Origin of the sequence: Rhizobium sp. BE258, from assembly GCF_031457345.1 — a bacterium.
Classification (GTDB): domain Bacteria; phylum Pseudomonadota; class Alphaproteobacteria; order Rhizobiales; family Rhizobiaceae; genus Rhizobium.
In genome coordinates this window covers 549,125-569,289 of the sequence record NZ_JAVDWL010000004.1, presented here as the reverse complement: position 1 = coordinate 569,289, position 20,165 = coordinate 549,125, and the positions used below count along the sequence as shown (strand labels likewise).

Sequence of the window (20,165 nt, the reverse complement as noted above, 5' to 3'; positions counted from 1 at the left end):
GAGAAGTGACTTGCATCGGTCGCACGCAGCACGGAATCACGACCGGCTTCTGCAGTGTGCCTCGCTTGGAAGCGATTGGAAATGCTTCTCTTAAAATGCGACCCGACCGGACAGCTTTCAAGGGCCGGGCCGCTATCATATCTGACATAATAGGTGGGCCTTGAGGCCCTTCATTCCACAAGCGGTGCCGGCTCATGAGCGCGCCATTGCCGGCGGAGAGAAGATGGAAGTCGCAATTCAGGCACTTCCGCCGATCGACTGGTTTTCGCTCACCTCAATTTGCAAGACTTGCTTCGCTCGTACGAACTGGACAAGGCCTTAGAATATCGAGCGAATTTCAGGTGTTGAACCGCGCAAGCCTTCCCCGAAGCTCTGCGTTTTCCGTAATCAGCCGCGCATGCAGCATCTGCCGCAGGCGATAGTTCTCTGCTTCGAGTTCGGAAAGTTCGTCCGCACGCAGGACTGCAACCTGTTTTGCTCGTCGCTGCCGGACGGGCGATCGCGAAACACGTTCTGGCTTGCCGGGCTGTCTAGCGGCAGCAACGGTATGGACAACCTCATCCAGGCCGGCACTATCGGTTTGAGCGGTGCCATGCGCTAAAGCCTCGCGCTGTGTCTCTCGTGCCTCTGCTTCAGCTGGTAAACTCAATGCTTGCTTCGCAGTGCCTTCTGAAGACACGGACCTGTCGCGATGATCGGATTGAACCGCGTGGGTCAAGGTCTTGGCTGAAATAGCAGGCGCCTGCTCCTCGCCCCTGTCCGCTTCAGTTTCGCGCGTTAGCGCCTCAAGGTCAGTGCCGCTCCAGATGGAGGCTTTTGTGCCACGGGTTCGGCGGCGCGATTGCCTTACTTCGACAACGAAGGCTCGCTGTTGTCTTCTCATGTCATTCCTATGTCACGTGTTCGGGTCCATCAGCCGCGTGTAAAACGCGCATGCATCGCCTTAAGGTGTTCGTTCTGCGCGCGCAACTTGGCAGCCAACTGGCGCCTCAATTGCCTGATCTGGTCATCCAGCTCGGCAGCTTCGGAAACCAAAGCCGGTTCAGCTTTCAATGGTTCAACGCCAGCCCGTAATTTGGAGCGCTTGGCCGGCGGGGAAACCGGCGGCATGGTCGATGTGTCTGCAGGCGGCGTGCCCGTTTCGGCGGTATTGGCTTGCGGCTTTTGAGCCCTTTTGCCCGGCACACGAGCCTTTTGCTTTGGCTGCCTGACCGGGGGCGGCTGCGTTGCCTCGCCAGCGATTACTACCAATGGCGTCTTGCCAGTCTCTGTCCCATCACTATCAGCTGGCGCATTCCCCGCAGAACGATCCTCGTAGATGCTGCTGTTGGTCGAGGTGGGCTGAAGGTCGACCAGGGTCTGTGGCGACGTAGGAGCCTGCACCATCTTGCCGGCAGGATCCTCATGCAGGGCGTGATGTTCTTCGCCGCTTTCCCTGTTCGCATCGCGGCGCGAGATGAACTGGCCCAGTAGTTTCCATGGTGATTTCATGTGACATATCCCGAACATATTGCAGCCGGGGCCGCGGCGCGAACCCGGTTGCCAGACCTAGGGACCTAGGATCGGCGGCAGCCTGAGCAACCGCCGTCTGTGGTAACTACTTGACGCCAAGCTTCTTGCGAAGGTCGACATTTTCGGCGCGGAGTTTGTCACCGAGCTGCTTGCGCAGGCGCTTGTTCTCGTCTTCGAGCTTCAGGAGTTCGGTCATCTCATCGGCGGCGGAAGAAATCGCGACCGTCGTTGCAGTCTGTGCCGCAGCGCGCTTGCGCCCATCAACCTTTGGACCCTCCACCTTGGCTTTGCCTCTACGGCGTACCACAGGCTGGGCATCTGGCTTCGTCTCGTCAGCCTTTACTGCGGCGCTCTTGCGCCCTCTTCCGGTCGTGACAGCTGCGACAGGAGCAGCAGTGGGCGCAACCTTAGGCGTACGGGGAGCACGTTTCTTCTTTTCCGGAGCAGATGCAATCGGAGCAACAGCCGCCGTGTCGGCGGCAGCAGGGTTCTGGGTAATTTCGTCGGCCATCGGTTTTCTCCCTTTAAAGGCGAACATGTTGTCGGATGTCCAATGCGCAGAGTCAATTGAGCCGCTTGGACGGCATAATGACTAGCAAGCGAATCTTGTCCGGAGGCGACCTCGTTTCTTCCGGTCTCTTTCACAGCGGACGCATCGATCGGCCGGTTGCGCACGGTCAGGTGAAATGTCGATGGCGAAAGATTATGTCTGGCAAGGAGGCACACCTGAACCTATCGTCTGAAACGAGGAGCTGACAAACTACTCAGGCCGGATCAAATGCGGAGCCCGCCGCGCGTCAAGCGGGGGTCAGCGGGCTCCTGCCGCGAGGCGGCGAAGCAACTTGGAACGCGCAGCTGATTCGATCCAAGCGCGGCATTCTCCGCTCCACAAGCATTCCGCAATAGGTTTAAATTCGGGTGAAAGCCGTGCCGTTTTGAGACGCCTCTCTTGTACGAGCGTAAGGACACAATACGCCATGTCATCCTGGTGTGAATGCGGGCCGGTATAGTTTCGCGCGATAATCCGACCTCTTACCCCAATATGGGGCAAGACATCGGGAGCAAACTATTGTATCGAATCGGGTCATGCGCGCCGGGCTCTACCAAATCGTCCATTCGATCTTCGCCGTTACCGTCACCGCGGTATTTCTGGCATTGATATTTGTCGCGCCATTCGTCTCGGCAGGGTTCGTGGCCGTTGCTATCGTATACGGGGGATGGTCGATCTGGCATTTGGTGCCACTTTGCCATCTTTCCCTGATTGCAGGAGCGATCTACTTGGTCGGACCCGCATTCCGCAAGCCGCGCTTCTCCCTGACGTGATATCAGACACCTCGCCATACTGGCTGCGTCCTAGCGTTTACCTTGAAGCTTAAGATTAACAGCAGGTTATATTTGAACCCCTTCGCGGCTGTCCGCTATCACCTCCAAGAGTAATCGGAGGGTAACATGCTGGAAGCAACACAGTATATCGTCGAAAATCCCCTTGGCGGTCTTATCAGGGACAGGTTTGCTCTACGCGGACGCCTGGCCGAAATCGGGCTTAATCATGAGGCTTTTTCATTGTCGTCGGAAACATCCGGCACGATGGCCCTCACCTTCTGGGAGCCCGACCGGATCGAGGCGTTAAGGATTCTCGCGAAACTGCAAGCCATGACGTGAGCGGTAGTCGATCTGGGGAACGGGTTCGCCCGGCCGGCTCGGATTTATCGCCTGCGCGGCGTCTGCGGGTGTTTCCCCAAACTCGGCCATCCGATCACGCAATTTGCGAGGGTCGATACCTACGCGCTTTGCAAACGACGTCACGGAAAAGCGCTTGCCGTTCTCGACGAACCAGACAGGCTCCAGTTTCTTCGTGCGGCGCTTGCGCGCCCACCGGCAATTGCCGGGCTCAAATGGCTTGCTCAGGTCGATCCGGCGCAAGACGGCGCCTTTCGGACGCTTTCCGAGATCTGCAAGAAAGGTTTCAAACGAGTCAATCCAGCGCCGATCGATGGTTACGCCGGCGCCGCCGTGACTGGCATAGCAGCGATCGTTGGGATTGAGGCATTTGCCTTTCATGCCCTGGTAGGCCTTGAACGTCGGCGTCGCCGCATATCCGCAACGGTGGCCATGCTTGAATGATCGCTGCCGGTTTGCCTCGGCGCGCAGGCACCCGCAGCTCCGCGTTCGGCCAGAACGAACAGGCTCGAGAAACGCGGTAAGTTCGCCACCACAATCGCAGCGAAAATTCCATCGCGTATGCTTGCCGGCATTTTCGGCACGCGAAACCGCAACGAGCCGCCCAAATCGCTGATTTACAATGTCGGATGCCGGCATGTCAGAAAACGGGTCCGTCTTTGAGGTTTGACTAGCACGCTTTGGCGGCAGAGGAAACCTTCCGTCGCGGTCGAGCGTTTGCGCCACGTCAGAGTGGGGCCAGAGTTTGACGGTATCTGGCTTGGAAATCTCGCGCTTTCTGCGGATGGCGCCGGCGCATGCTCTTGCCAAGGAACGGGAGCGTTTAAAGCGACGCACGGTCTGTCGATAGAGCAATCAACGCCCCCCGGAAGACGTAGCACGATGCCTTGTTGAGGCCACCACCATCGTTTGACTGCGACGACCGCGTCTTTGGTGCGTTGCGCCCTTCCAACGAGAAAGACCCGCCCGGGGGTTAACAGGGCGGGTCTCGATCAGGAGGGCAGAATGGGCGCACCTCGCGTGTCCCATGTGGACCGAGATGAGCTTAGCCGAACTCCACCATCGGGCGGGCCATACCAGCCCGATCGGGCTATGTACGGGTTACTTACGCATTACAAAAGCCGCACACAAACGGTCGGCTGAACCTTTGCAGTTCCCTTGGGTGTAATCAATTCATCCGAAATGAGGATGTGAATAACGTGATTTGAAGGTGTGCAAACGCAAACGGGCGCGGAGCGAACGCGAGGGCCGCCGATCCTCACCGTGATGATAGCCTGCATGCATGATGCGGACTCGCAATGGACTTGCTTCGCTCGACCAGACAGATCAAATCTTATCGAGGGTTCTCCCCGGCACGGTTATGCGCAAACCGGCCGTTTCGGTCGCAGTCCTGATTGATGTCAACTTGACTGTGAAGCCGTCAAGCGGATCGCCGCTGCCTCTGCTGCCGGCCAGTCGCTCCGAGCGAGCTTCCTGATGTGGGTCATAGGACCAGATAGGCCAAGCCGCCCCAGAACCCGCCGATGACCATGATGATGGCGGTAACCGCACCGACGATCTCCAGTTTTTCTTTCATTATCGACGTCCCCTGTTTTTGTCTGCGAAGACAAGCAAGTTCAGCAGGAAGGATCAAACTGATCCTGCCGGTAAGCTTATCAGGTAAGGTTAAGGTGCCCGATTAGTGCGGCGCGAGGGAACGTCGCGGAAGAACCGCGCCGTTCGTACAGGCTTTCAAGCCGCCGATCATCCTGTTCATTTGCGATCATCCGGCCGACAATCAACGGTCGGAAAGAGCCGCATCCAACATTGTAGGATGGCTGGAGCGATGCGATGCGCCGGACCGGCACAATCATGACACCGCCGATCTTACCAGATCGAAAGGAAGCCGACGGGCTCGGCATGGTCATAGAGGACGAAACCGATGAGCATCGTCAAAACAATTAGAGTTGTCAGAACCTCAGATACGATCAGCCGCCTCATCACGGTACCCAAATTTCGTCCGATGGCTCTCCCGCGATCTCGCGGAGTTCCGATGCGCTGACGGCAATCAATGCTTCGTACTGGTCGCCAATCATTCTATTAAATTGCTTGCGAACGCCATATTCGTGCGACGACCCAAGATTTTCCATGGTGTCGATCGTCTTCAGAATATGATCGCGGATGCCACTAGGTTCGCCCGTCATCAGTTGCTCGTTGTTTCAGTTATCCCTCAACCTGCACGAAGACGCCTGGAACGCACGCCGCGTGCATCCATTACGCCATCACTATCTAACCTCTGGCAGGCTAAAATCACCTTGGCCGTTCGGCTTAAGCCGGATACCCGGATTTTTGGGCCTGATGCCGTCTATTCAGTATTTTGAACGAAGAAGTCGATAAGCACACGGCCGGCTGGGGAATTTCCCTGCGGGTTGGAAAGCGGCGTCCGCCGGGCTCCAATCGGGAAGGATCCGGACAAGCCGCCCGGCCGCAAGATCGTCACGGCAGGTGACCTCGGCAACATTGCAACACCGCGACCTGAGCGCAACGCCGCCATGAAAGCGGGAATACTTCTGCAGGCAAGGCGAGCCCTTTTCCTGACAATCGCAACTTCGTTGTTCGGGCCGGACATCTGCAGGTGTTCCTCATCATTGAAGCTAGTCGCCGTCAGCAAAGGAGCCTGCTCGAGTTCAGAAATTGAGGCAATCGGGCCAGCCCTTTGTAAGAAGTCCGGGCTGGCTACCAGGACCGAGGACGTCTTGCCCAAACGCCGCATGACGATGCTGGATTGCGTTTCATGCGTGCGGCTCGAACGGATTCCAACATCGATCCCCTCACCGACAAGATCACTATTGTGCTCAGTTCCGACCACCTGAACGGAAACATCCGGATAGCGCTTGAGAAAATTTGGGACCGTCCGGGTGACGACGAGATCGACGAATGGCGTCGGACATCCCAGCCGGGCAAGCCCCTGCGGCCGCTCCTGAGCGCTGATGACTGCATTTCTCGCGTCCTCGGCGGCCTGTAGGATCGCGACGCAGCGTTCATAGAAAGCTCTTCCGATCTCCGTTACGCGAAAATTGCGCGTTGAGCGCTCTATCAGCCGCGCTCAACTCATCCTCAAGTTTCTGGATGCGAATACTGAGTTTCGATCTTACAATGCCAAGGCTGCAGCTGGCTGCCGAATAACCGCCAAGGGCGACGACAGCGGTGAAGTATCGACGGTCATTCAGGTCGTTGACCGACATTGCTGTCTTCATTTCGACGCACCGGTGTAGGTTCTCGACCACGCCAGCGTTGCGCCAAGCTTCAAGATGTTCAGCTCATCAACGTCAAGCTCAAGTGCTGAGCATCGTTAAGCGAATACCTCTAGGCGCGAACCGCGGACCTCAACAATGATCTTTGGTTGCTTCCGTTTTTGCAGCCGGTAGATTATCGCTAGCCGTAATTGCGGTACATCACCTTACGGAAGGCGTACAGTTTGAGCGACGAACACGAGAGATTGGCTGAAAAGAAAGCCGCCCTTCTTTCCGCTATGGCCAATCCCAACCGGCTAAAGATCTTGCTGGCGTTGTCGAGGGGCGAAACATCCGTGGGCAATCTTGAGCAGTATGTTGAGCTTTCGCAATCAGCGCTCTCCCAGCACCTCGCCAAGCTTCGGCACGACAAATTGGTCTCCACGAGACGGAGCGCCCAGACCATTTACTACGCAACACGCGATCCTCGCGTTCTCAAGATGCTGTCGGTTCTGGACGAGATTTTCGTTCAGAACCAACGGGCCGGCAGACACGCGCAATCGTCCGCCAAATGACCAACACCTGCAATCTCGCAGATTGTATTTCGCGTTCGCAACACGATCTTGAGTTGTTCACATTTATCGCACCTTATATTAGTGATTACTAATTTGCGTTGCAGCAGCCGATGACAGGGATGTCCGTGAGAGGCCTTTGGCGAATTCGCTTGAGACTGATGCGGGGGCTGCCATCCGGGGCAAGATTCAGTGCTAAGACCGTCGCGCCTGATATGAAACCATCCTCGGGTCAAAATCTCGCATCGCCGATTGAAACGTCGCTGGGAGCGTTTAGCACCATCAACCAGAGATTGGCGAAGCGAATTCTCTGGTTGTCCGGTACATCCGCGAATGTTGAAAGACTATTCGATATGCAGGAAGCGGCAGCTCCGGGGATCTTCACCCCGCCCAACGCGAAAGCGGCGGCTGGCATCGGGCGGGGTGAACAACGGCAACGTAACATGCCGTAACGAGGACCATGCAACGAGCCTATCGTCACCGCATCCTGTTAAATCGGATTAAGTCTTCATCGAGGATCAAGGTAGCAGGATCAGGATCTGCATATTAAAAGCATAGCGGCGGGAAACGAGCCGTCCATCGATCGCATGCCGATGACCGCTTTGAAAGTGCTACACCGGGTATTGCTGACGCTATCGATCGGCATCGACCGTGACCCTCTTGGCAGTAGATTGAGCTGAACAGCATCCACAGGCGCCATTTAGGGATCGGCTTTGTTGGAGCCACCGTTCGGTCCCGCAACCGCATGTTCGAGCAGCTTCAGCAGCCCTGCAATAATCAGGACGACAGCAAATGCAATTGGTACTCCGACAGTCAGCATGAACATCGACGCTCCCCCACCGCTTATCTTGTCAGTTTTGCCGTACCTGACGAGAACACAACCGGGCCATACGACTTAAGCCGAATTGGATCCCTGTGCCCGCTTCTCGCTACGATCACGCCGTTATCCCCCTGATAGCCAAGATGTGCTGCACCGAATTTTGCGCGATTTTGACGTTATGGCATGCAGGAGGAAACATGACGATTTTGCGTTTGGCATTATGTTTGATCGGTGCGTCTTTTGTGGTTGCCGCTGGGCTGATCCACTATGCGCTTTCTCACCCCGCTGCCGTTGGCATAGCCGAGATCGATACGGTTTGTTGCACACATGTCCAGCAGCAACTGTTCGTATGGTTCACCTCGCTTTGCACAGCAACGCCAGGAGCAGGGGTCATTGTCTGGGCAAGCCACCTGTGGGAATGGCACGAGGTGTAGGGCCGGGTAGTCCAACCGTAGAATTGCCATGAGTTCGATAGCATGCTTACTTAATTTCTGGCAGCACCGCAGCCGCCGGTCTCGCCCCAGGGGAGGCCTAGGACCCGTCGCGAAATCCTCACGGTGTGTCTTTTGCATTGGAATGCACTCCCGCCGGGCCTACCTCGTAGCTAAGTGCACCGATCTATCCCCAGCAACTGCCGTATTCATTGGGCGACAGCGGAGGCCGCAGGGCGCTCCCTGTACGTGCCGCAGCGACAATACCTGCACCGCCATGTGCACCAGCGGGAGGGCTCCATTTTCGTAGTGGACTAGAACCTCGCCGTACCGCGTTCGCGCAAAGGAAGCGGACGCTCGCGTCAGCCCGGCCAGCTTCGTCTGATAAAGGCACTATTGATTATGGGGTGGCCCGCCACGAGGACATCGAGTATGATGATCTGCCATTGAAGGAAGACGAGCCGATCCATAACGATTTCAATTTTGGGTATCGATATAGGCAAAAATAGCTGCAGCGTTGTCGGCGTCGAAGACAAAGGTGCGGTAACTGGTCGTCGAACGATGCGGCGGCAGACGCTAATTGATTTTGTCAGCAGGTTCCGACCTGCATCATCGCTATGAAAGCGTGCTTTGGTGCTCACCATCAGGGTCGGCTTTTTAGGTCCCAGGGGCATGAGGTCCGACTGATGTCACCGGAGTATGTCCGCCCTTATGTGAAGGCTCAGAAGAACGATGACCGGGATGCGGAGGGCATAGCAGAAGCCGCTTCGCGGCGCGTTCAGAGGCTGGTTGCCGAACTTCGAGACGAGTGGAAGATGCTCGACACCAAGATAGCAGCTCTCAATGCGAGTTCTTGGCTCTGGCCCGAGATTATCTTGCACTCGACGGCTAACGTCTATACCAGGAATTGGAGTATTGAACGCCACAGCGGATTGGTGCCGGCTCCTGATTTCCTCTTCCAAGATTTCTGGCCGAGCCCAGAGTTGCGGAACGGCAAGCGTAAAGCGAGTGTACGGGAATTGGACTGGCAAAATCCCAAGTGTTGGAAGGATCGCCTTCTTCAGCATTCAATTCAGCTGCGGCTACCTTCAGGGATCAAAGCCTGAATATCGACGGAAGCCACACGAGAGCTTCCTAATGCATCGACAATCCACACACATGCTGAGATGATGCCGATCTGAGATGTCGGTTGCAACGATAGCGCTAGCGTCGGGACGACTCCGTCAATATGGACAATTCACCGGATGAACCTAGCCGAAATAGATGCAGAAACTTGGCATGCCCTTGAAAGGGCAGGTAAGGAAGCGCTATCCGGTTTTCGATACGTCAACCTTTGCACCGTGGATGTGAACAATCGCCCTCAGGCTCGCCTCGTCGTTCTGCGATCCGCGGACCCGAAACGGCGTACCATGGAAATCCACACCGACATCCGAAGCCAGAAATGGACCGAAATCGGTAACAACCCCTCAGCGACGGTTCTTGGGTTCGACCCCGAACAGGGGTTGCAGCTTCGACTCCAAGGCACCGCATTCCTCTATCCTCCGGAGACTGAAATCGCGGTGGACGCCTGGAGCCGTCTGCCGTCTTGGACGAGGGCTACTTACACTGGGGGGCCACCGGGCAATACGGCGCCCAGCAGCTCGACCAGCGCCGAACCGGAGAATGACGACGGCAGGGCAGTCTTTGGGGTCATCGTCTTCAGAGCCAATGCATTGGACTGGTTTAAACTTGCGCGTGGCGACAACAGAAGAGCGACGTTTCGATACGGCCCTGACGGAGCGCTGGTCGATAGTCGCTCGATCAACCCCTGACGCAAGCCTCATCCAACGGCCGCGACCAAACGTCATCGGGACTGGGATTTGGATAGTTTCAAATGGTTCAGTACTGGGTTGATACAACGATCGACGAGGAAGCGCGAGCCGTCGATCGGCATATGTGGGGTTTCGCAACGCGTCACGAGGCCGACGACGTAGTCGCTTCCCAGCTGCCGGGTCCTCCGCCGCAAAATGGAGAGTTCTGGTCTAACGCCCCTGATCGCATCAAGGATGATGCGCATTCGCGATCCGCCATAGCACGTCACCACTTGCCGCTACGTGGCTCGAAATGGCTATCGCACTCGTGACAGTCGAGAATCCTATGCGAAAGAAGCAAGCAGCGCCGAGGCGGCATGGCATCATTTCACGGCTGTTTCGACGATGATATCGGACGGTGCGGCCCTTGGCGAGGACATGTCTTTCAACTTGGCTCCGGACCCATCCCTGTTACTGCCGTCGGGATCGCTGGCTGAACCCGTAATCGCGATTGTGGGAGATTGAAAGCCCGTTGCCGCGCCAAAGGCAACGGGCGTCGATGATCATGCTGAAGCAGGCTCGGGCGCCGCCGCCGAACCGATCCTTGCCTTGCGTGCCCGAAACATCGCCTCGACGATCAGCGACAGAGGGAACCCGATGAAGAACGGGATGAAGAAGTAAATCGCTCTGAATGCCACGAGTGATCCGATGGACGCCTGATCGCCCATGACGTGTCGCACGGTTGCTTCGAGAACGCCCAAGCCGCCAGGCGCGTGCGTTATGAGGATCGCGACATTTGCCAGCGCAAACGCTGTCGCCGCTTTCAGGTAGCTGACATCGGCATTCGCTGCCATGACCTCGCGAAGACATGCGGAAACCAAAGCGAAATTGAGCGTACCGATAACGACCTGCGCCAGTGCGATTTTCAATGTCGGCATCTCGAACGTCCAAGAACGGACTTTGAGCGGTGTTCTCAAACGAGCTGCCAGCACCAAGTATCCCGCGACAGTTATGATGCACCCTACCCCGATCATCCTGACAGTGAGCTCACCTAATCGTAGGACCCCAGCAGCGTCGCCCGGATTTAAAATCATGACAATCCCGGACAACATAGCCATGCCAATGCCGACCGTCACGCCCGACAACAGGACAATCTTGGCGACATCTTCCGTGCTCATCCCCCAGTGCGCGTAGTAGCGGTATCGGAGAGCCCCGCTGCTCAACCCCGACATCCCCACGCTTTGACCTATCGATAGAGCGATGAATGAAGCGAGGCCGATCTTTGGATAGGCGAGATCGTTCCTGACGTAGCGGACCCCAGCCCAGTCGAACCCGGTTAGGCAGACATAAGAGCCGAGTGCAAACAGCAGTGCCATCGCGAGATTGTACGCCGGAATCTCGCTGACTGACCCGGTGATGTCGCTGAGCGAATATTCCCGAAACGTATGATAGAGAAGGTATCCAGCGACGCCGAAACCGACGACAAGCATCAGATATGTGATTATCTTTTTTCGGGTCATGATCGCTCGCCATTCGAAGATTTCCTTCGAACGGCCGTTCGGTCAATTTGGTTCCCTAGGGTATCGGCGAACTCGCCTGCCCAGCGTTTATAGCTGCGCGCTGTGCCGTCTGACGCTCGCCATCCTGCGCAGGCGCAGCCAAGTCTTCTATTCCTCTGCGCATCTCCTTGATCCCGTGCGCAAGAACGAATTGGCGGACGAATTTGACATTTTTCAACTGGTAAGGGTTCAATCCCGTCGAGAAGCGGTTCCCCCAGCTTCGTAAACAAAATATCGAACTCATTGATTAAATGCATGAAATCGTCATCCGCCATGGTCGAGATTTCGCCGATAGCCTCGGACGTGGACAAAATAAATCGCGTGGATAGCATCCCAGTTTGGCACCGCGGATGCCGGCAAGGGTGAATCCTGCAGTTTGTCGAGAGCTTCGATGATCCGGACCCGCCTCCGCTGAAGCGAGTTTAGCTTGACGCGAGCAACGCGGATTTCTGAAACTACAGCGAGCCGGGTACCACGCTTATCGCAGGATGAGACCGTCGTCATGCCCCAGTGTAGCGGCCAAAAAATCCCTTTCCGCCGCATGTGAAGCCCGTGCTCCAGGCAATCAATAAAATCTTAGCGCGCGAATGAACCGGATCATCATTGGCGCATTCTAGGCTGCAGAATGTAGGAGATTTCTGCACCATGAACGGTTTTGCTGCCGCATCCGGAAAGATCGCCATGTCGATCGGCCTTGTCTTCATCGCGATGGGTGCTGCTTCGGCCGTCACAGAGCGTCCGGTGAAAGCCACGGTTCTGGATACGCAGGCTCAGCCCGTTTGGACATCGATCCCTGTGCGGGTTGATCGCTCGAAGCAAACCTACGAACGGATAGCGGGTCGCGAAGCCGTTGATGCTTACCCGATCAAATTTCGGGCGGGAACCATGTTCACGATCATCGATGGAGCTACATTTGAAGCCAATGGAGTGCGGATTGTTCTTGCCGGTGCGAAACCGCTGGAGCGTCGGAAAATTTGCGAGGACGCCGGCAAACGCACTGCGTGCGGAACACGTGCTTTTGTCATCATGACTAAAGCCTTGAGGGGCAAGTTCGTGGATTGCAGGGCGGTGGCCGATGGTCTTTTTGAATGCAGGTCAAATGGCAGAAAGCTTTCGCAGCTTTTGGCTGCAATCAATGCTTGACCTGACACGTACGCAGCTTGGAACTGGATTTGCGCCCAATCCCTGATTATCAGGCGCAAAAAAAGTCTGACGGAAAACCCATCCATCTCCGGACCTTGACAGATACCTGCAAAGCCCAGGCCGGTACTTGGCACGTCTACGGAATAAGGCCGACAACGTGTCGGCCTTATTCGCTTATCAATCGATCAGCTTGATTTCAACCTCGGCCGCCGCTCTTCGAGCCACCAGCGCCATCACCGTTGCCCTTGGACCCACCGCCATTATCGCTGCTGGCTTTGGAGCCACCGCCGTTGTCGCTGCCGCCCTTGGAGCCACCGCCGTTATCGCTGCCGCCTTTGGAGCCGCCACCATTGTCGCTGCCGCCCTTGGAGCCACCGCCGTTGTCGCTGCCGCCCTTGGAGCCGCCACCATTGTCGCTGCTGCCCTTCGAGCCGCCGCCATTGTCGCTACCACCCTTGGAGCCGCCGCCATTGTCGCTGCCACCCTTGGAACCGCCACTATTATCGCTGCCGCCCTTGGAGCCGCCGCCATTGTCGCTGCCACCCTTGGAACCGCCACCATTATCGCTGCTGCCCTTCGAGCCGCCGCCATTGTCGCTGCCACCCTTGGAACCGCCGCCATTATCGCTGTCGCCCTTGGAGCCACCACCATTATCGCTGCTGCCCTTCGAGCCGCCGCCATTATCGCTGCTGCTCTTGGAGTCAGCGCCGTTGTCACCGCTACCCTTGGAGCCGCTGTTGTCACCATCGCCGCTGGATTTATTGTCGGATGATGACTTGCTACCCGTTCCGCCCGGTGCACCGTCGTTCTTTGTATTGCCCGAATCCGTGCCAGGCGAAGCATCATTCTTGCCGCCGCGACCCGGTTTGTTGTCGTTCGAGCCGTTTTGGTCCGATCGGCCATTTTCGCCGGAGTCACCGTGCTTTCCGTCCGACCCCTTAGAGCCATCGCCGGTCGTGCCACCATCGCGCTTGTCGGGACGACCTCCGCCATGCGTCTGGTCATTGCCTTCCGGCTTACCCTGCGATCCACGTGGATCCTTCGAGCCTACCTGGCCGTTGTCATCGCTTTTGTCGCGCCCATCGTTCCCATTCTTGCCGTGATCTTTACGGTCGTCGCCGCGGCTGCCCTTGTCGCCATCGCCAGCCTTGGTGTGGTTATCGTGATCACCCTTGCCACGTCCATCCTTGTTATTTTCCCCACGGCCGTCACGATCGCCTTTCGGCCGATCTTTATCATTGTCGCGACCCTTATGATCATCTCCGCGGCCCTTGCCGTGATCGCGGTCGTCGTGGTCGCGCCCCTTGCCCGGGCCATTGTGATGATCATCCCTTTCACCGCCCTGATGGTCGTGAGTTTTGCCTCCACCGTTGTTGCCATGGTGTTTGCCCCCGCCTTCGTGATCATGGTCGCGATCACGGCCATTGTGACCATGCCCCCTGCCAGGGCCGTCATGGCCGTGCTTGCCGCCGACATGGTGGCCGTGATGTCCGCCGTGATGATGCCCATGGTCTCCGCCAGGACCTTCGCCGCCATTGCCGGGGTCGCCGCCGTTATCCCCGCCATTTCCATCGTCGCCGCCGTTGTCTCCACCGCTACCAGTGTCTCCACCGCCATTGCCGGTGTCGCCACTGTTGTCCGAACCGCCCCCATTCCCTTCGCCGTCACCCTCGCCCTGGCTGCCACCTGGCGCGACAGGGTTGGAGGCCTGCTTTCCACCGCTCGACTTCCTCTGCTGGCCGCCATTGCCATTGTCGTCGTCGAAACTCGAATCCATCACTGCAGCGGTCGGCAGGCACAGCCGATACTCGAGGGTACCGGGAATTGCGCTTTTGCAATTCAGAACGGAAGGTGCTGCCATGCCCATGCTGCTGCTTGCCAGAAGGTAAGCAACGGCGACGCTATACTTCGCTGCTTTGCGGATCATTGTTGATATCTCCCAAAGTTAACAAATCGCTAACAAGGGCTATTGTTATATTTGCAAAGCGTTAATCCGAAGAATAATCTGTGGATGACCTGTATAGTTCTTAAGATATAGTTAAGTATAATATTTTAATAAAAATACTACGAATCACGTATCGTCACCGCATCTGCAATCGAGACGACGGTTATGGCTCGCCTGTTTGGACTATTTTCTCTAATCTTCTTTTCGGCGCAAATTCAGGCATTTGGGGGAGACTTTCTACCCGCGGCCCGCGCCGTTGGAGCGCCGGTAGGATTTGCATCGGCATGCGCAAAATACAGCTGGCTATGCCGCCAAAAAGGCGGAAACAACGTCGATCCCCGCACCGCGATGACGATGCTAGAAAACGCGACGCGAACGGTGAATCGTCGCGTCACGCCGGTCAATGACGTTGGAGGCGACATCTGGACCTTGCCTACAAACGGGCGAGGTGATTGCGAAGACTACGCTTTGGCGAAGATGAAAGAGCTGATTGACGCTGGATTTCCGGCAACGAAGCTTGCTCTTTCTGTCGTCATCGGGCCTCGGGATCAGAACCACGTCGTGCTAATCGCGCGCGTCGACGGCACCGACTATGTCCTGGACAACCTCAACAACAGCGTGAAGCCCTGGCGCCGCACGCCCTATACATATCTTGCGACGCAGGATTTCAACAGCAGATCCTCGTGGCACGTAACGCTCGCCGGCCCCAGAGCTGGCGAGTTTTCTTGATCACCACGGGCTCTGCTCGCAGTCTCATGAGACCGGACCACCATGGCCACCTTGTCAAATCATTTCGATCAAATTGCCAAAGGGCTTGAGGAGCACAAGAACAAGATCGCCGCCCTCGACGCGGAAATAGAGTCTTTGGGCCTTGCCGATCAGCAGGCCAAGTATCTTGCGCTCCTGATCCGCCTAAAAAGGGAATATGCGCAGATACACCAGCAATATGAAGGGCTGTCGGAGGCCTGCCTTTCGATCATGCTCGAGGAGGCGAGGCTTCGATAGAAAGCGCAAGCAGATACGCCGGTCTACCCCAGACTCCAATGCAATTGTCTCTAGCAGGGCTCCTCCAGAGTTGGACATCCCTCGCCAGTCGGGGTACTGTATGCAAGGCCGCTTGAGACCGCTCTTACGACCGTTTTCCGCCTCGGTTGGGACGCTCTCTCGGTCTCCATCAGGATGAGCCTGATTGCTGCTCAATTCCAGGAAACTTGAAACCTGCGTTTGCGTTGTTGATCCCCCGCCGTGGCAGCTCATTGATTACAGCAAACTGCCTTGGCTCGGCTCGCTATCGACGTCAGCTACCGATGCTGCTCCTCGCCTAACCATCTCGGTTTCGGCGGTAAACCGGACATCTCGATCACGATCCATCAAGAACTGCTCGACGACCTTAGAGTCTATCAAATCCCAAGACTTACCGCGGTCAGGTCCGGATGGCACCCGGGGCAGAAGTCCCGGCTCAGCACTCCACGCGAGCAGCCGTTCAATTGACGACACGTTGAGCATGTCGCGAAGATGGTGCGCGGTGACGTAGGCGTCCGGCATAGCCCGATGAGCTGGAAGTCCTAGCTGGTGGATAAGGCCTTCAGGCATTCGCTGGTAGCGAAGCATCTGGTTCGAAAATCGTTGCAGATGCGGCCATAACCTCATCGCGCACTTCCACGTGCATATCCATTGCGCGCCGCCCGTCAGGCGTGGGGTGCAGTAACGCTGCTCGAAACTGGCGCGGTGGGCAGCCAACGCGACAACCGGTCGGGTGGGCTGAAGCACCGAAGCTGCGACTTCCTTCCATAGAGGCGCTCCCGCCAGATCGCTATCACGGATATGGTGGACGGCCATCGTTTCGGCGGAAATCGGACGGCCTGGATTGACCAGGAGCGAACCGCGCTCGAGATCGAGCTGCCAGCGACCGTCGTCCGTTTGTATCACATCCTGCCAACCGATTTCGCACACGTCATGCGGACCGTTGCCACCAGTCTCGAGGTCAATCACACGGACAATGGTCTGTTTTGGTATCTGCGCCATCCGCTATCCGAAGCACCTGCCGATCACAGCTGTTCTCATCGCACGAACCCAATCTTCGAGCTCGGTTTCCGCGCTCCGGAACTGAACTAGGGCCAGGCTGGATTTCCGACAAGTTTGGCTGCTGACCAATGTGGCCAGGCCACGCATTGATGGCATCGCCGTCCTGAAGAGCTCGCCAGACGTTGACGATAACCGACAGATGGTTCGGGAAATTACTTCAGAGACTGGATGAAGAAAGCATGTGGGACGACACGGCTGTTATTGTCACCACCGAGAGCCCCTCGAGTGACCACAATGGCGGCGCAAAGGTGCCCTTCTCATTCCTGCAGCAGTGGCCGGTTTAGGCCGATAGCTGATCTCAGCCATTCCCATGCCGATACCTACTCGTATGGCCCTGCATAAAATACGACCCAAGATTGTTGCAGGCATCTGATCGGCATTCCCCCGCGCGATTAGTGAGGGGATTGCTTGGTCGCAGCCTAAGTCGCCGCTATTTCCAGGACAAATGTTTCGCTTTAACCAACTGCGCTTTCAATTTTGCTGTTTCAAGCCCGAGTTGGATGAAGGATCGTGCATGCTTCGAAAGTGCTACATTGTCGTCCCACAGATTTCTCCAGATTGCGGTCTTCAACGAGAGATCTCTATCCACGATGCTGGTTGAAAAGGACTCGAACGTTACGTAGTCGTCCCAACCGATTGCCACGAGCGCATCGAAAATTGCCGAAAAATCGATGTTGCCTGTCCCAAGATACCCGCGATGGCTTTCGCCAATGTGCACATAGCCGATCTTGTCGGCTGCATTACGAATCGCGAGGCCAACGTCGGCTTCCTCAATGTTCATATGGAATGTGTCGAGATGCAGCAGAACATTCGACGCGCCGGTGTCAGCGATGTACGCCAATCCTTGCGCTGCGGTGTTAAGCATATTGCTTTCGAAGCGATTGACGATTTCAAGGTTCAACGTGACCCCGGACCGGCTGGCACGCTCGGCTACACGAGATAACGTCGTCACGCTTGTGTCCCAGCCCCGCTGTGTTAGCGCCTGTTCCTGTTTTCCATGAGCTGAGCTCAGAATCCCGGCGAGCTTGGATCCACCAAGTTCACTTACGAGTGCGACGGCGCGGTCGAGGATTGCTTCGCCGTTTGCGACGACAGACGGCTCTTCGCTGGATATGTCGCCATCAAGTGGAAGCCCCATGCTGACAGCTACATCAAGGTCTAGTTCTTTGATGCGAGAAGCCAGCCATTTGACATCAACCAGCTCTGGGTCGAGATACGAGAACTCAACGAGCTTGAAACCCAATTCATGAGAGCGAACGAGCGTCTGCTCCAGCTCGTCTTTAGAGGACCCGGCACTCCAGACAAATGAGTGAACGCCTATTTTAGCCATCGAAACAATTCCTGTTCGTTCATGAATTCGTGACGATCCGCCGATGTCGAGCATCGGCGGATCGTCTGAAGGACGGGTTAGCGGGCTGCTGTCCAGCCCTTGTAGTCCTTGATGTTGTCAGCAGTGATGAGCTGCGGATCGAGAAGTACGGTGTCTTGGGCGGGCTTTTTGCCGTTCAGTACATCGACTGCCATCTTTAGCGAGTCACCGGCCATGGTGTACGGATCCTGCGATGCAGATGCTTTGATCATCGAGTTACCGCTTGCGAGCGACTTCTCGATGTCAGGTGCGCCGTCCACGGCGGTGAAGAAGAATTCGTTGCGGTTCAGCTGCTTGGCTGCAAGCTCCGCACCAATAGCTGTCGGGTCGTTGATCGCAAAGACCGCGTCAATCTTGTCGAACCGGGTGAGGAGACCCTGCATGACCGCAAGACCGCCATCGCGTGAGCCCTGAGCGTTCTGATCGTCCGACAGAATTTTAATATCAGGGCTTTTTGCAAGCACGTTCTTGCAGCCCTGGACGCGATCGATGATCGACGAGGAGGCCGGACCATTAATGATTACAACGTCACCCTTGCCCTTGAGCTGATCGACAATATAACCACAAGCCTCTTCACCGGCCTTGATATTGTTGGTCATGACCGTGACATCAGCGCCCGGCGCGGACACGTCGAAGGCGGCGACAATAACGCCGGCTGCCTGGGCCTTCTTGACAGCCGGGGCAATCGCCTTGGCGTCAACAGCGTTCAGCATGATGATGTCAACGCCGGCCGCAACGAAGCTGTCCATCTGCGAAACCTGTTTGTTGAGGTCATAGTCAGCGGAAACCGAGGTGACCTGAACATTTGGATTGATCTCCTTTGCGCGGTCTTCGATCCCCTTGATCGTTGCCACGAAGAACGGATTGCCAAGCAGACCGACGGAGATGCCGATCTTTTGGAGATCCTTTGCCGATGCCGGCATCGTAATCGCGGCCGCGATGGCAGTGCCCATGAGCAGTTTAGAGAACAAACGCATACTTTCCTCCATAATGGCGCTCCCTGCGCCCGTGATCCGGTAACCCCGGTCCCTCAAGCAGCACGTCATGTGCGGCTAAGTCCTTTCAGCCTGTAGCGGTCAAGTGCCACGGCAACGATGATGACAAGTCCCTTGATGATGTACTGCCAAATGTCCGAGACACCGACGAGGATGAGGCCGTTGGAGAGCACAGCGATGATCAGTGCTCCGATCAGCGTCCCCCAGATCGACCCGACACCGCCGACAAAGCTGGTTCCGCCGAGGATGACCGCAGCGATGGCATCCAGCTCATAGGCTTGCCCGAGCTGCAGGCCATTTGCGGCATAGAGGCGTGCAGCCGACATAACGCCGCCTACGCCCGACAGAAGGCCTGACATCGAATACACAAAAAGCAGAACTAGCGGAACTTTGATCCCGGTGAGCCGAGCAGCTTCGACATTGCCCCCGACGGCATAAATCCAGGTGCCAAGCACTGTCCGCTTGAGAACGAACCAGGAGATGACGATGGTTGCGAGGGCGATGATCGCCAGCCAGGGAATGCCGAGCAGCGAACCGTTCCCGATGAAGTCGAACGGAAGATCGGCGTTGAACACGGTTGTGTCATTGCCGAGAAGGCGCGCAATGCCGCGCATTGCGGTCAGCGACCCGAGCGTCACGATGAACGGTGGAAGCTTGAGAAACGAGATAATGACACCGTTGACGACGCCGCAGGCAAGTCCCACACCGATAGCGGCGGGAATGCCCAGCATACCGATATCGGGCCAAAGCGAAACGATGACGCCGACCATCGCCGACGCCGCCAGGATCGATCCGACGGACAAGTCGATGCCGCCAGTGAGGATGACGAACGTCATACCGGCTGCAAGCACCGTATTGATCGAAGCTTGCTGCGTGACGATGGACAGGTTGTTGACGCTGAGAAACCGTCCGCTCAACAGATGAAAGCCGATCGCCAAGATCACTAGCACCGGCAGCATACCGAGCGCGGTCAATGTCGATCGAAACTTTGCCTTGTTGGCATTCGTCTGTTCTGTGGGTGTCGCGGTCATATTCTCATCCCGTCTTTTTGC

22 protein-coding genes and 1 pseudogene are annotated in these 20,165 nt (G+C 56.7%); 9 read left to right on the top strand and 14 right to left on the bottom strand.

Annotation, left to right across the window (positions count from 1 at the left end; all coding sequences use genetic code 11):
• Positions 1–337 precede the first annotated feature (337 nt).
• The 3 genes from J2X43_RS17315 to J2X43_RS17305 all read right to left on the bottom strand — a co-directional run bounded on the left by J2X43_RS17315 (position 338) and on the right by J2X43_RS17305 (position 2,023).
• The gene (locus J2X43_RS17315; protein WP_310295689.1) at positions 338–883 is read right to left on the bottom strand and encodes a hypothetical protein; all 546 of its coding nucleotides are present in this window, start codon (positions 881–883) and stop codon (positions 338–340) included.
• Between the two features lie 29 nt (positions 884–912).
• Positions 913–1,491 carry a hypothetical protein gene (locus J2X43_RS17310; RefSeq protein ID WP_310295687.1) on the bottom strand — a complete coding sequence of 193 codons (579 nt, stop codon included), beginning with the start codon at positions 1,489–1,491 and terminating at the stop codon, positions 913–915.
• Between the two features lie 106 nt (positions 1,492–1,597).
• Complete coding sequence (locus J2X43_RS17305; protein WP_310295685.1) at positions 1,598–2,023, bottom strand: SyrB-like regulator; 426 nt, start codon at positions 2,021–2,023, stop codon at positions 1,598–1,600.
• Between the two features lie 575 nt (positions 2,024–2,598).
• Here J2X43_RS17305 and J2X43_RS17300 point away from each other — a divergent pair.
• Positions 2,599–2,835, top strand: coding sequence for a hypothetical protein (locus J2X43_RS17300; RefSeq protein ID WP_310295684.1), 237 nt, complete (start codon positions 2,599–2,601; stop codon positions 2,833–2,835).
• A 126-nt stretch (positions 2,836–2,961) separates the two neighbouring features.
• Positions 2,962–3,174, top strand: a complete 213-nt coding sequence (locus J2X43_RS17295; RefSeq protein ID WP_310295682.1) for a hypothetical protein — start codon at positions 2,962–2,964, stop codon at positions 3,172–3,174.
• Here J2X43_RS17295 and J2X43_RS17290 read toward each other — a convergent pair.
• The 4 genes from J2X43_RS17290 to J2X43_RS17275 all read right to left on the bottom strand — a co-directional run bounded on the left by J2X43_RS17290 (position 3,139) and on the right by J2X43_RS17275 (position 6,416).
• Positions 3,139–4,047 (bottom strand): hypothetical protein, encoded by a 909-nt coding sequence (locus tag J2X43_RS17290; protein WP_310295680.1) that lies wholly within the window; start codon positions 4,045–4,047, stop codon positions 3,139–3,141. The two genes, J2X43_RS17295 and J2X43_RS17290, sit on opposite strands and share 36 nt — an antisense overlap.
• Before the next feature lie 1,124 nt (positions 4,048–5,171).
• Positions 5,172–5,375, bottom strand: coding sequence for a hypothetical protein (locus tag J2X43_RS17285; protein ID WP_310295678.1), 204 nt, complete (start codon positions 5,373–5,375; stop codon positions 5,172–5,174).
• 161 nt (positions 5,376–5,536) lie between these two features.
• Entirely contained in the window at positions 5,537–6,127 is a 591-nt protein-coding gene (locus tag J2X43_RS31130) for a LysR substrate-binding domain-containing protein (protein ID WP_405049617.1), read from the bottom strand.
• Positions 6,128–6,212: 85 nt separating this feature from the next.
• Positions 6,213–6,416, bottom strand: coding sequence for a LysR family transcriptional regulator (locus J2X43_RS17275; RefSeq protein ID WP_310295674.1), 204 nt, complete (start codon positions 6,414–6,416; stop codon positions 6,213–6,215).
• A 287-nt stretch (positions 6,417–6,703) separates the two neighbouring features.
• On the opposite strand from J2X43_RS17275, the gene J2X43_RS17270 reads away from it, so the two are divergent.
• The gene (locus J2X43_RS17270; protein WP_405049616.1) at positions 6,704–6,979 is read left to right on the top strand and encodes an ArsR/SmtB family transcription factor; all 276 of its coding nucleotides are present in this window, start codon (positions 6,704–6,706) and stop codon (positions 6,977–6,979) included.
• A 697-nt stretch (positions 6,980–7,676) separates the two neighbouring features.
• Here J2X43_RS17270 and J2X43_RS17265 read toward each other — a convergent pair.
• The gene (locus tag J2X43_RS17265; protein WP_310295670.1) at positions 7,677–7,802 is read right to left on the bottom strand and encodes a hypothetical protein; all 126 of its coding nucleotides are present in this window, start codon (positions 7,800–7,802) and stop codon (positions 7,677–7,679) included.
• 191 nt (positions 7,803–7,993) lie between these two features.
• Between J2X43_RS17265 and J2X43_RS17260 the strand changes: the two genes are divergently transcribed.
• The 3 genes and pseudogenes from J2X43_RS17260 to J2X43_RS17250 all read left to right on the top strand — a co-directional run bounded on the left by J2X43_RS17260 (position 7,994) and on the right by J2X43_RS17250 (position 10,038).
• Positions 7,994–8,230, top strand: a complete 237-nt coding sequence (locus J2X43_RS17260; protein WP_310295668.1) for a hypothetical protein — start codon at positions 7,994–7,996, stop codon at positions 8,228–8,230.
• Positions 8,231–8,695: 465 nt separating this feature from the next.
• Positions 8,696–9,157, top strand: a pseudogene (locus J2X43_RS17255) (transposase); the annotation flags it as partial.
• Positions 9,158–9,471: 314 nt separating this feature from the next.
• Positions 9,472–10,038, top strand: coding sequence for a pyridoxamine 5'-phosphate oxidase family protein (locus J2X43_RS17250; RefSeq protein WP_310295666.1), 567 nt, complete (start codon positions 9,472–9,474; stop codon positions 10,036–10,038).
• A gap of 542 nt (positions 10,039–10,580) precedes the next feature.
• Here J2X43_RS17250 and J2X43_RS17245 read toward each other — a convergent pair.
• A complete protein-coding gene (locus tag J2X43_RS17245; RefSeq protein ID WP_310295664.1) occupies positions 10,581–11,537 on the bottom strand; it encodes a YbhN family protein in 957 nt (318 codons plus the stop codon).
• A 684-nt stretch (positions 11,538–12,221) separates the two neighbouring features.
• On the opposite strand from J2X43_RS17245, the gene J2X43_RS17240 reads away from it, so the two are divergent.
• Positions 12,222–12,719, top strand: a complete 498-nt coding sequence (locus J2X43_RS17240; RefSeq protein WP_310295662.1) for a hypothetical protein — start codon at positions 12,222–12,224, stop codon at positions 12,717–12,719.
• A gap of 196 nt (positions 12,720–12,915) precedes the next feature.
• Here the strand turns inward: J2X43_RS17240 and J2X43_RS17235 are convergent, their stop codons facing one another.
• Positions 12,916–14,646 (bottom strand): hypothetical protein, encoded by a 1,731-nt coding sequence (locus tag J2X43_RS17235; RefSeq protein WP_310295660.1) that lies wholly within the window; start codon positions 14,644–14,646, stop codon positions 12,916–12,918.
• A 183-nt stretch (positions 14,647–14,829) separates the two neighbouring features.
• Between J2X43_RS17235 and J2X43_RS17230 the strand changes: the two genes are divergently transcribed.
• Both J2X43_RS17230 and J2X43_RS17225 read left to right on the top strand, forming a co-directional pair.
• Positions 14,830–15,393 (top strand): transglutaminase-like cysteine peptidase, encoded by a 564-nt coding sequence (locus J2X43_RS17230; protein ID WP_310295658.1) that lies wholly within the window; start codon positions 14,830–14,832, stop codon positions 15,391–15,393.
• A 42-nt stretch (positions 15,394–15,435) separates the two neighbouring features.
• Positions 15,436–15,669 carry a hypothetical protein gene (locus J2X43_RS17225; RefSeq protein WP_310295656.1) on the top strand — a complete coding sequence of 78 codons (234 nt, stop codon included), beginning with the start codon at positions 15,436–15,438 and terminating at the stop codon, positions 15,667–15,669.
• Between the two features lie 255 nt (positions 15,670–15,924).
• Here J2X43_RS17225 and J2X43_RS17220 read toward each other — a convergent pair whose 3' ends face one another.
• The 4 genes from J2X43_RS17220 to J2X43_RS17205 form a co-directional block, all read right to left on the bottom strand.
• Positions 15,925–16,689, bottom strand: coding sequence for an exonuclease domain-containing protein (locus J2X43_RS17220; protein WP_310295654.1), 765 nt, complete (start codon positions 16,687–16,689; stop codon positions 15,925–15,927).
• A 490-nt stretch (positions 16,690–17,179) separates the two neighbouring features.
• The gene (locus J2X43_RS17215) at positions 17,180–18,079 is read right to left on the bottom strand and encodes a sugar phosphate isomerase/epimerase (RefSeq protein WP_310296019.1); all 900 of its coding nucleotides are present in this window, start codon (positions 18,077–18,079) and stop codon (positions 17,180–17,182) included.
• 77 nt (positions 18,080–18,156) lie between these two features.
• Positions 18,157–19,095, bottom strand: coding sequence for an ABC transporter substrate-binding protein (locus J2X43_RS17210; RefSeq protein WP_112389159.1), 939 nt, complete (start codon positions 19,093–19,095; stop codon positions 18,157–18,159).
• A 65-nt stretch (positions 19,096–19,160) separates the two neighbouring features.
• On the bottom strand, positions 19,161–20,144 hold the full coding sequence (locus J2X43_RS17205) for an ABC transporter permease subunit (RefSeq protein WP_310295649.1): 984 nt from the start codon (positions 20,142–20,144) through the stop codon (positions 19,161–19,163).
• Positions 20,145–20,165 lie beyond the last annotated feature (21 nt).

What these genes read in the sequence shown, in the direction of transcription:
- J2X43_RS17315 (WP_310295689.1), bottom strand. Translation starts at nt 883, where the DNA reads ATGAGAAGACAACAGCGAGCCTTCGTTGTCGAAGTAAGGCAATCGCGC.
- J2X43_RS17310 (WP_310295687.1), bottom strand. Translation starts at nt 1,491, where the DNA reads ATGAAATCACCATGGAAACTACTGGGCCAGTTCATCTCGCGCCGCGAT.
- J2X43_RS17305 (WP_310295685.1), bottom strand. Translation starts at nt 2,023, where the DNA reads ATGGCCGACGAAATTACCCAGAACCCTGCTGCCGCCGACACGGCGGCT.
- J2X43_RS17300 (WP_310295684.1), top strand. Translation starts at nt 2,599, where the DNA reads ATGCGCGCCGGGCTCTACCAAATCGTCCATTCGATCTTCGCCGTTACC.
- J2X43_RS17295 (WP_310295682.1), top strand. Translation starts at nt 2,962, where the DNA reads ATGCTGGAAGCAACACAGTATATCGTCGAAAATCCCCTTGGCGGTCTT.
- J2X43_RS17285 (WP_310295678.1), bottom strand. Translation starts at nt 5,375, where the DNA reads ATGACGGGCGAACCTAGTGGCATCCGCGATCATATTCTGAAGACGATC.
- J2X43_RS17275 (WP_310295674.1), bottom strand. Translation starts at nt 6,416, where the DNA reads ATGTCGGTCAACGACCTGAATGACCGTCGATACTTCACCGCTGTCGTC.
- J2X43_RS17270 (WP_405049616.1), top strand. Translation starts at nt 6,704, where the DNA reads ATGGCCAATCCCAACCGGCTAAAGATCTTGCTGGCGTTGTCGAGGGGC.
- J2X43_RS17265 (WP_310295670.1), bottom strand. Translation starts at nt 7,802, where the DNA reads ATGTTCATGCTGACTGTCGGAGTACCAATTGCATTTGCTGTCGTCCTG.
- J2X43_RS17260 (WP_310295668.1), top strand. Translation starts at nt 7,994, where the DNA reads ATGACGATTTTGCGTTTGGCATTATGTTTGATCGGTGCGTCTTTTGTG.
- J2X43_RS17250 (WP_310295666.1), top strand. Translation starts at nt 9,472, where the DNA reads ATGAACCTAGCCGAAATAGATGCAGAAACTTGGCATGCCCTTGAAAGG.
- J2X43_RS17245 (WP_310295664.1), bottom strand. Translation starts at nt 11,537, where the DNA reads ATGACCCGAAAAAAGATAATCACATATCTGATGCTTGTCGTCGGTTTC.
- J2X43_RS17240 (WP_310295662.1), top strand. Translation starts at nt 12,222, where the DNA reads ATGAACGGTTTTGCTGCCGCATCCGGAAAGATCGCCATGTCGATCGGC.
- J2X43_RS17235 (WP_310295660.1), bottom strand. Translation starts at nt 14,646, where the DNA reads ATGATCCGCAAAGCAGCGAAGTATAGCGTCGCCGTTGCTTACCTTCTG.
- J2X43_RS17230 (WP_310295658.1), top strand. Translation starts at nt 14,830, where the DNA reads ATGGCTCGCCTGTTTGGACTATTTTCTCTAATCTTCTTTTCGGCGCAA.
- J2X43_RS17225 (WP_310295656.1), top strand. Translation starts at nt 15,436, where the DNA reads ATGGCCACCTTGTCAAATCATTTCGATCAAATTGCCAAAGGGCTTGAG.
- J2X43_RS17220 (WP_310295654.1), bottom strand. Translation starts at nt 16,689, where the DNA reads ATGGCGCAGATACCAAAACAGACCATTGTCCGTGTGATTGACCTCGAG.
- J2X43_RS17215 (WP_310296019.1), bottom strand. Translation starts at nt 18,079, where the DNA reads ATGGCTAAAATAGGCGTTCACTCATTTGTCTGGAGTGCCGGGTCCTCT.
- J2X43_RS17210 (WP_112389159.1), bottom strand. Translation starts at nt 19,095, where the DNA reads ATGCGTTTGTTCTCTAAACTGCTCATGGGCACTGCCATCGCGGCCGCG.
- J2X43_RS17205 (WP_310295649.1), bottom strand. Translation starts at nt 20,144, where the DNA reads ATGACCGCGACACCCACAGAACAGACGAATGCCAACAAGGCAAAGTTT.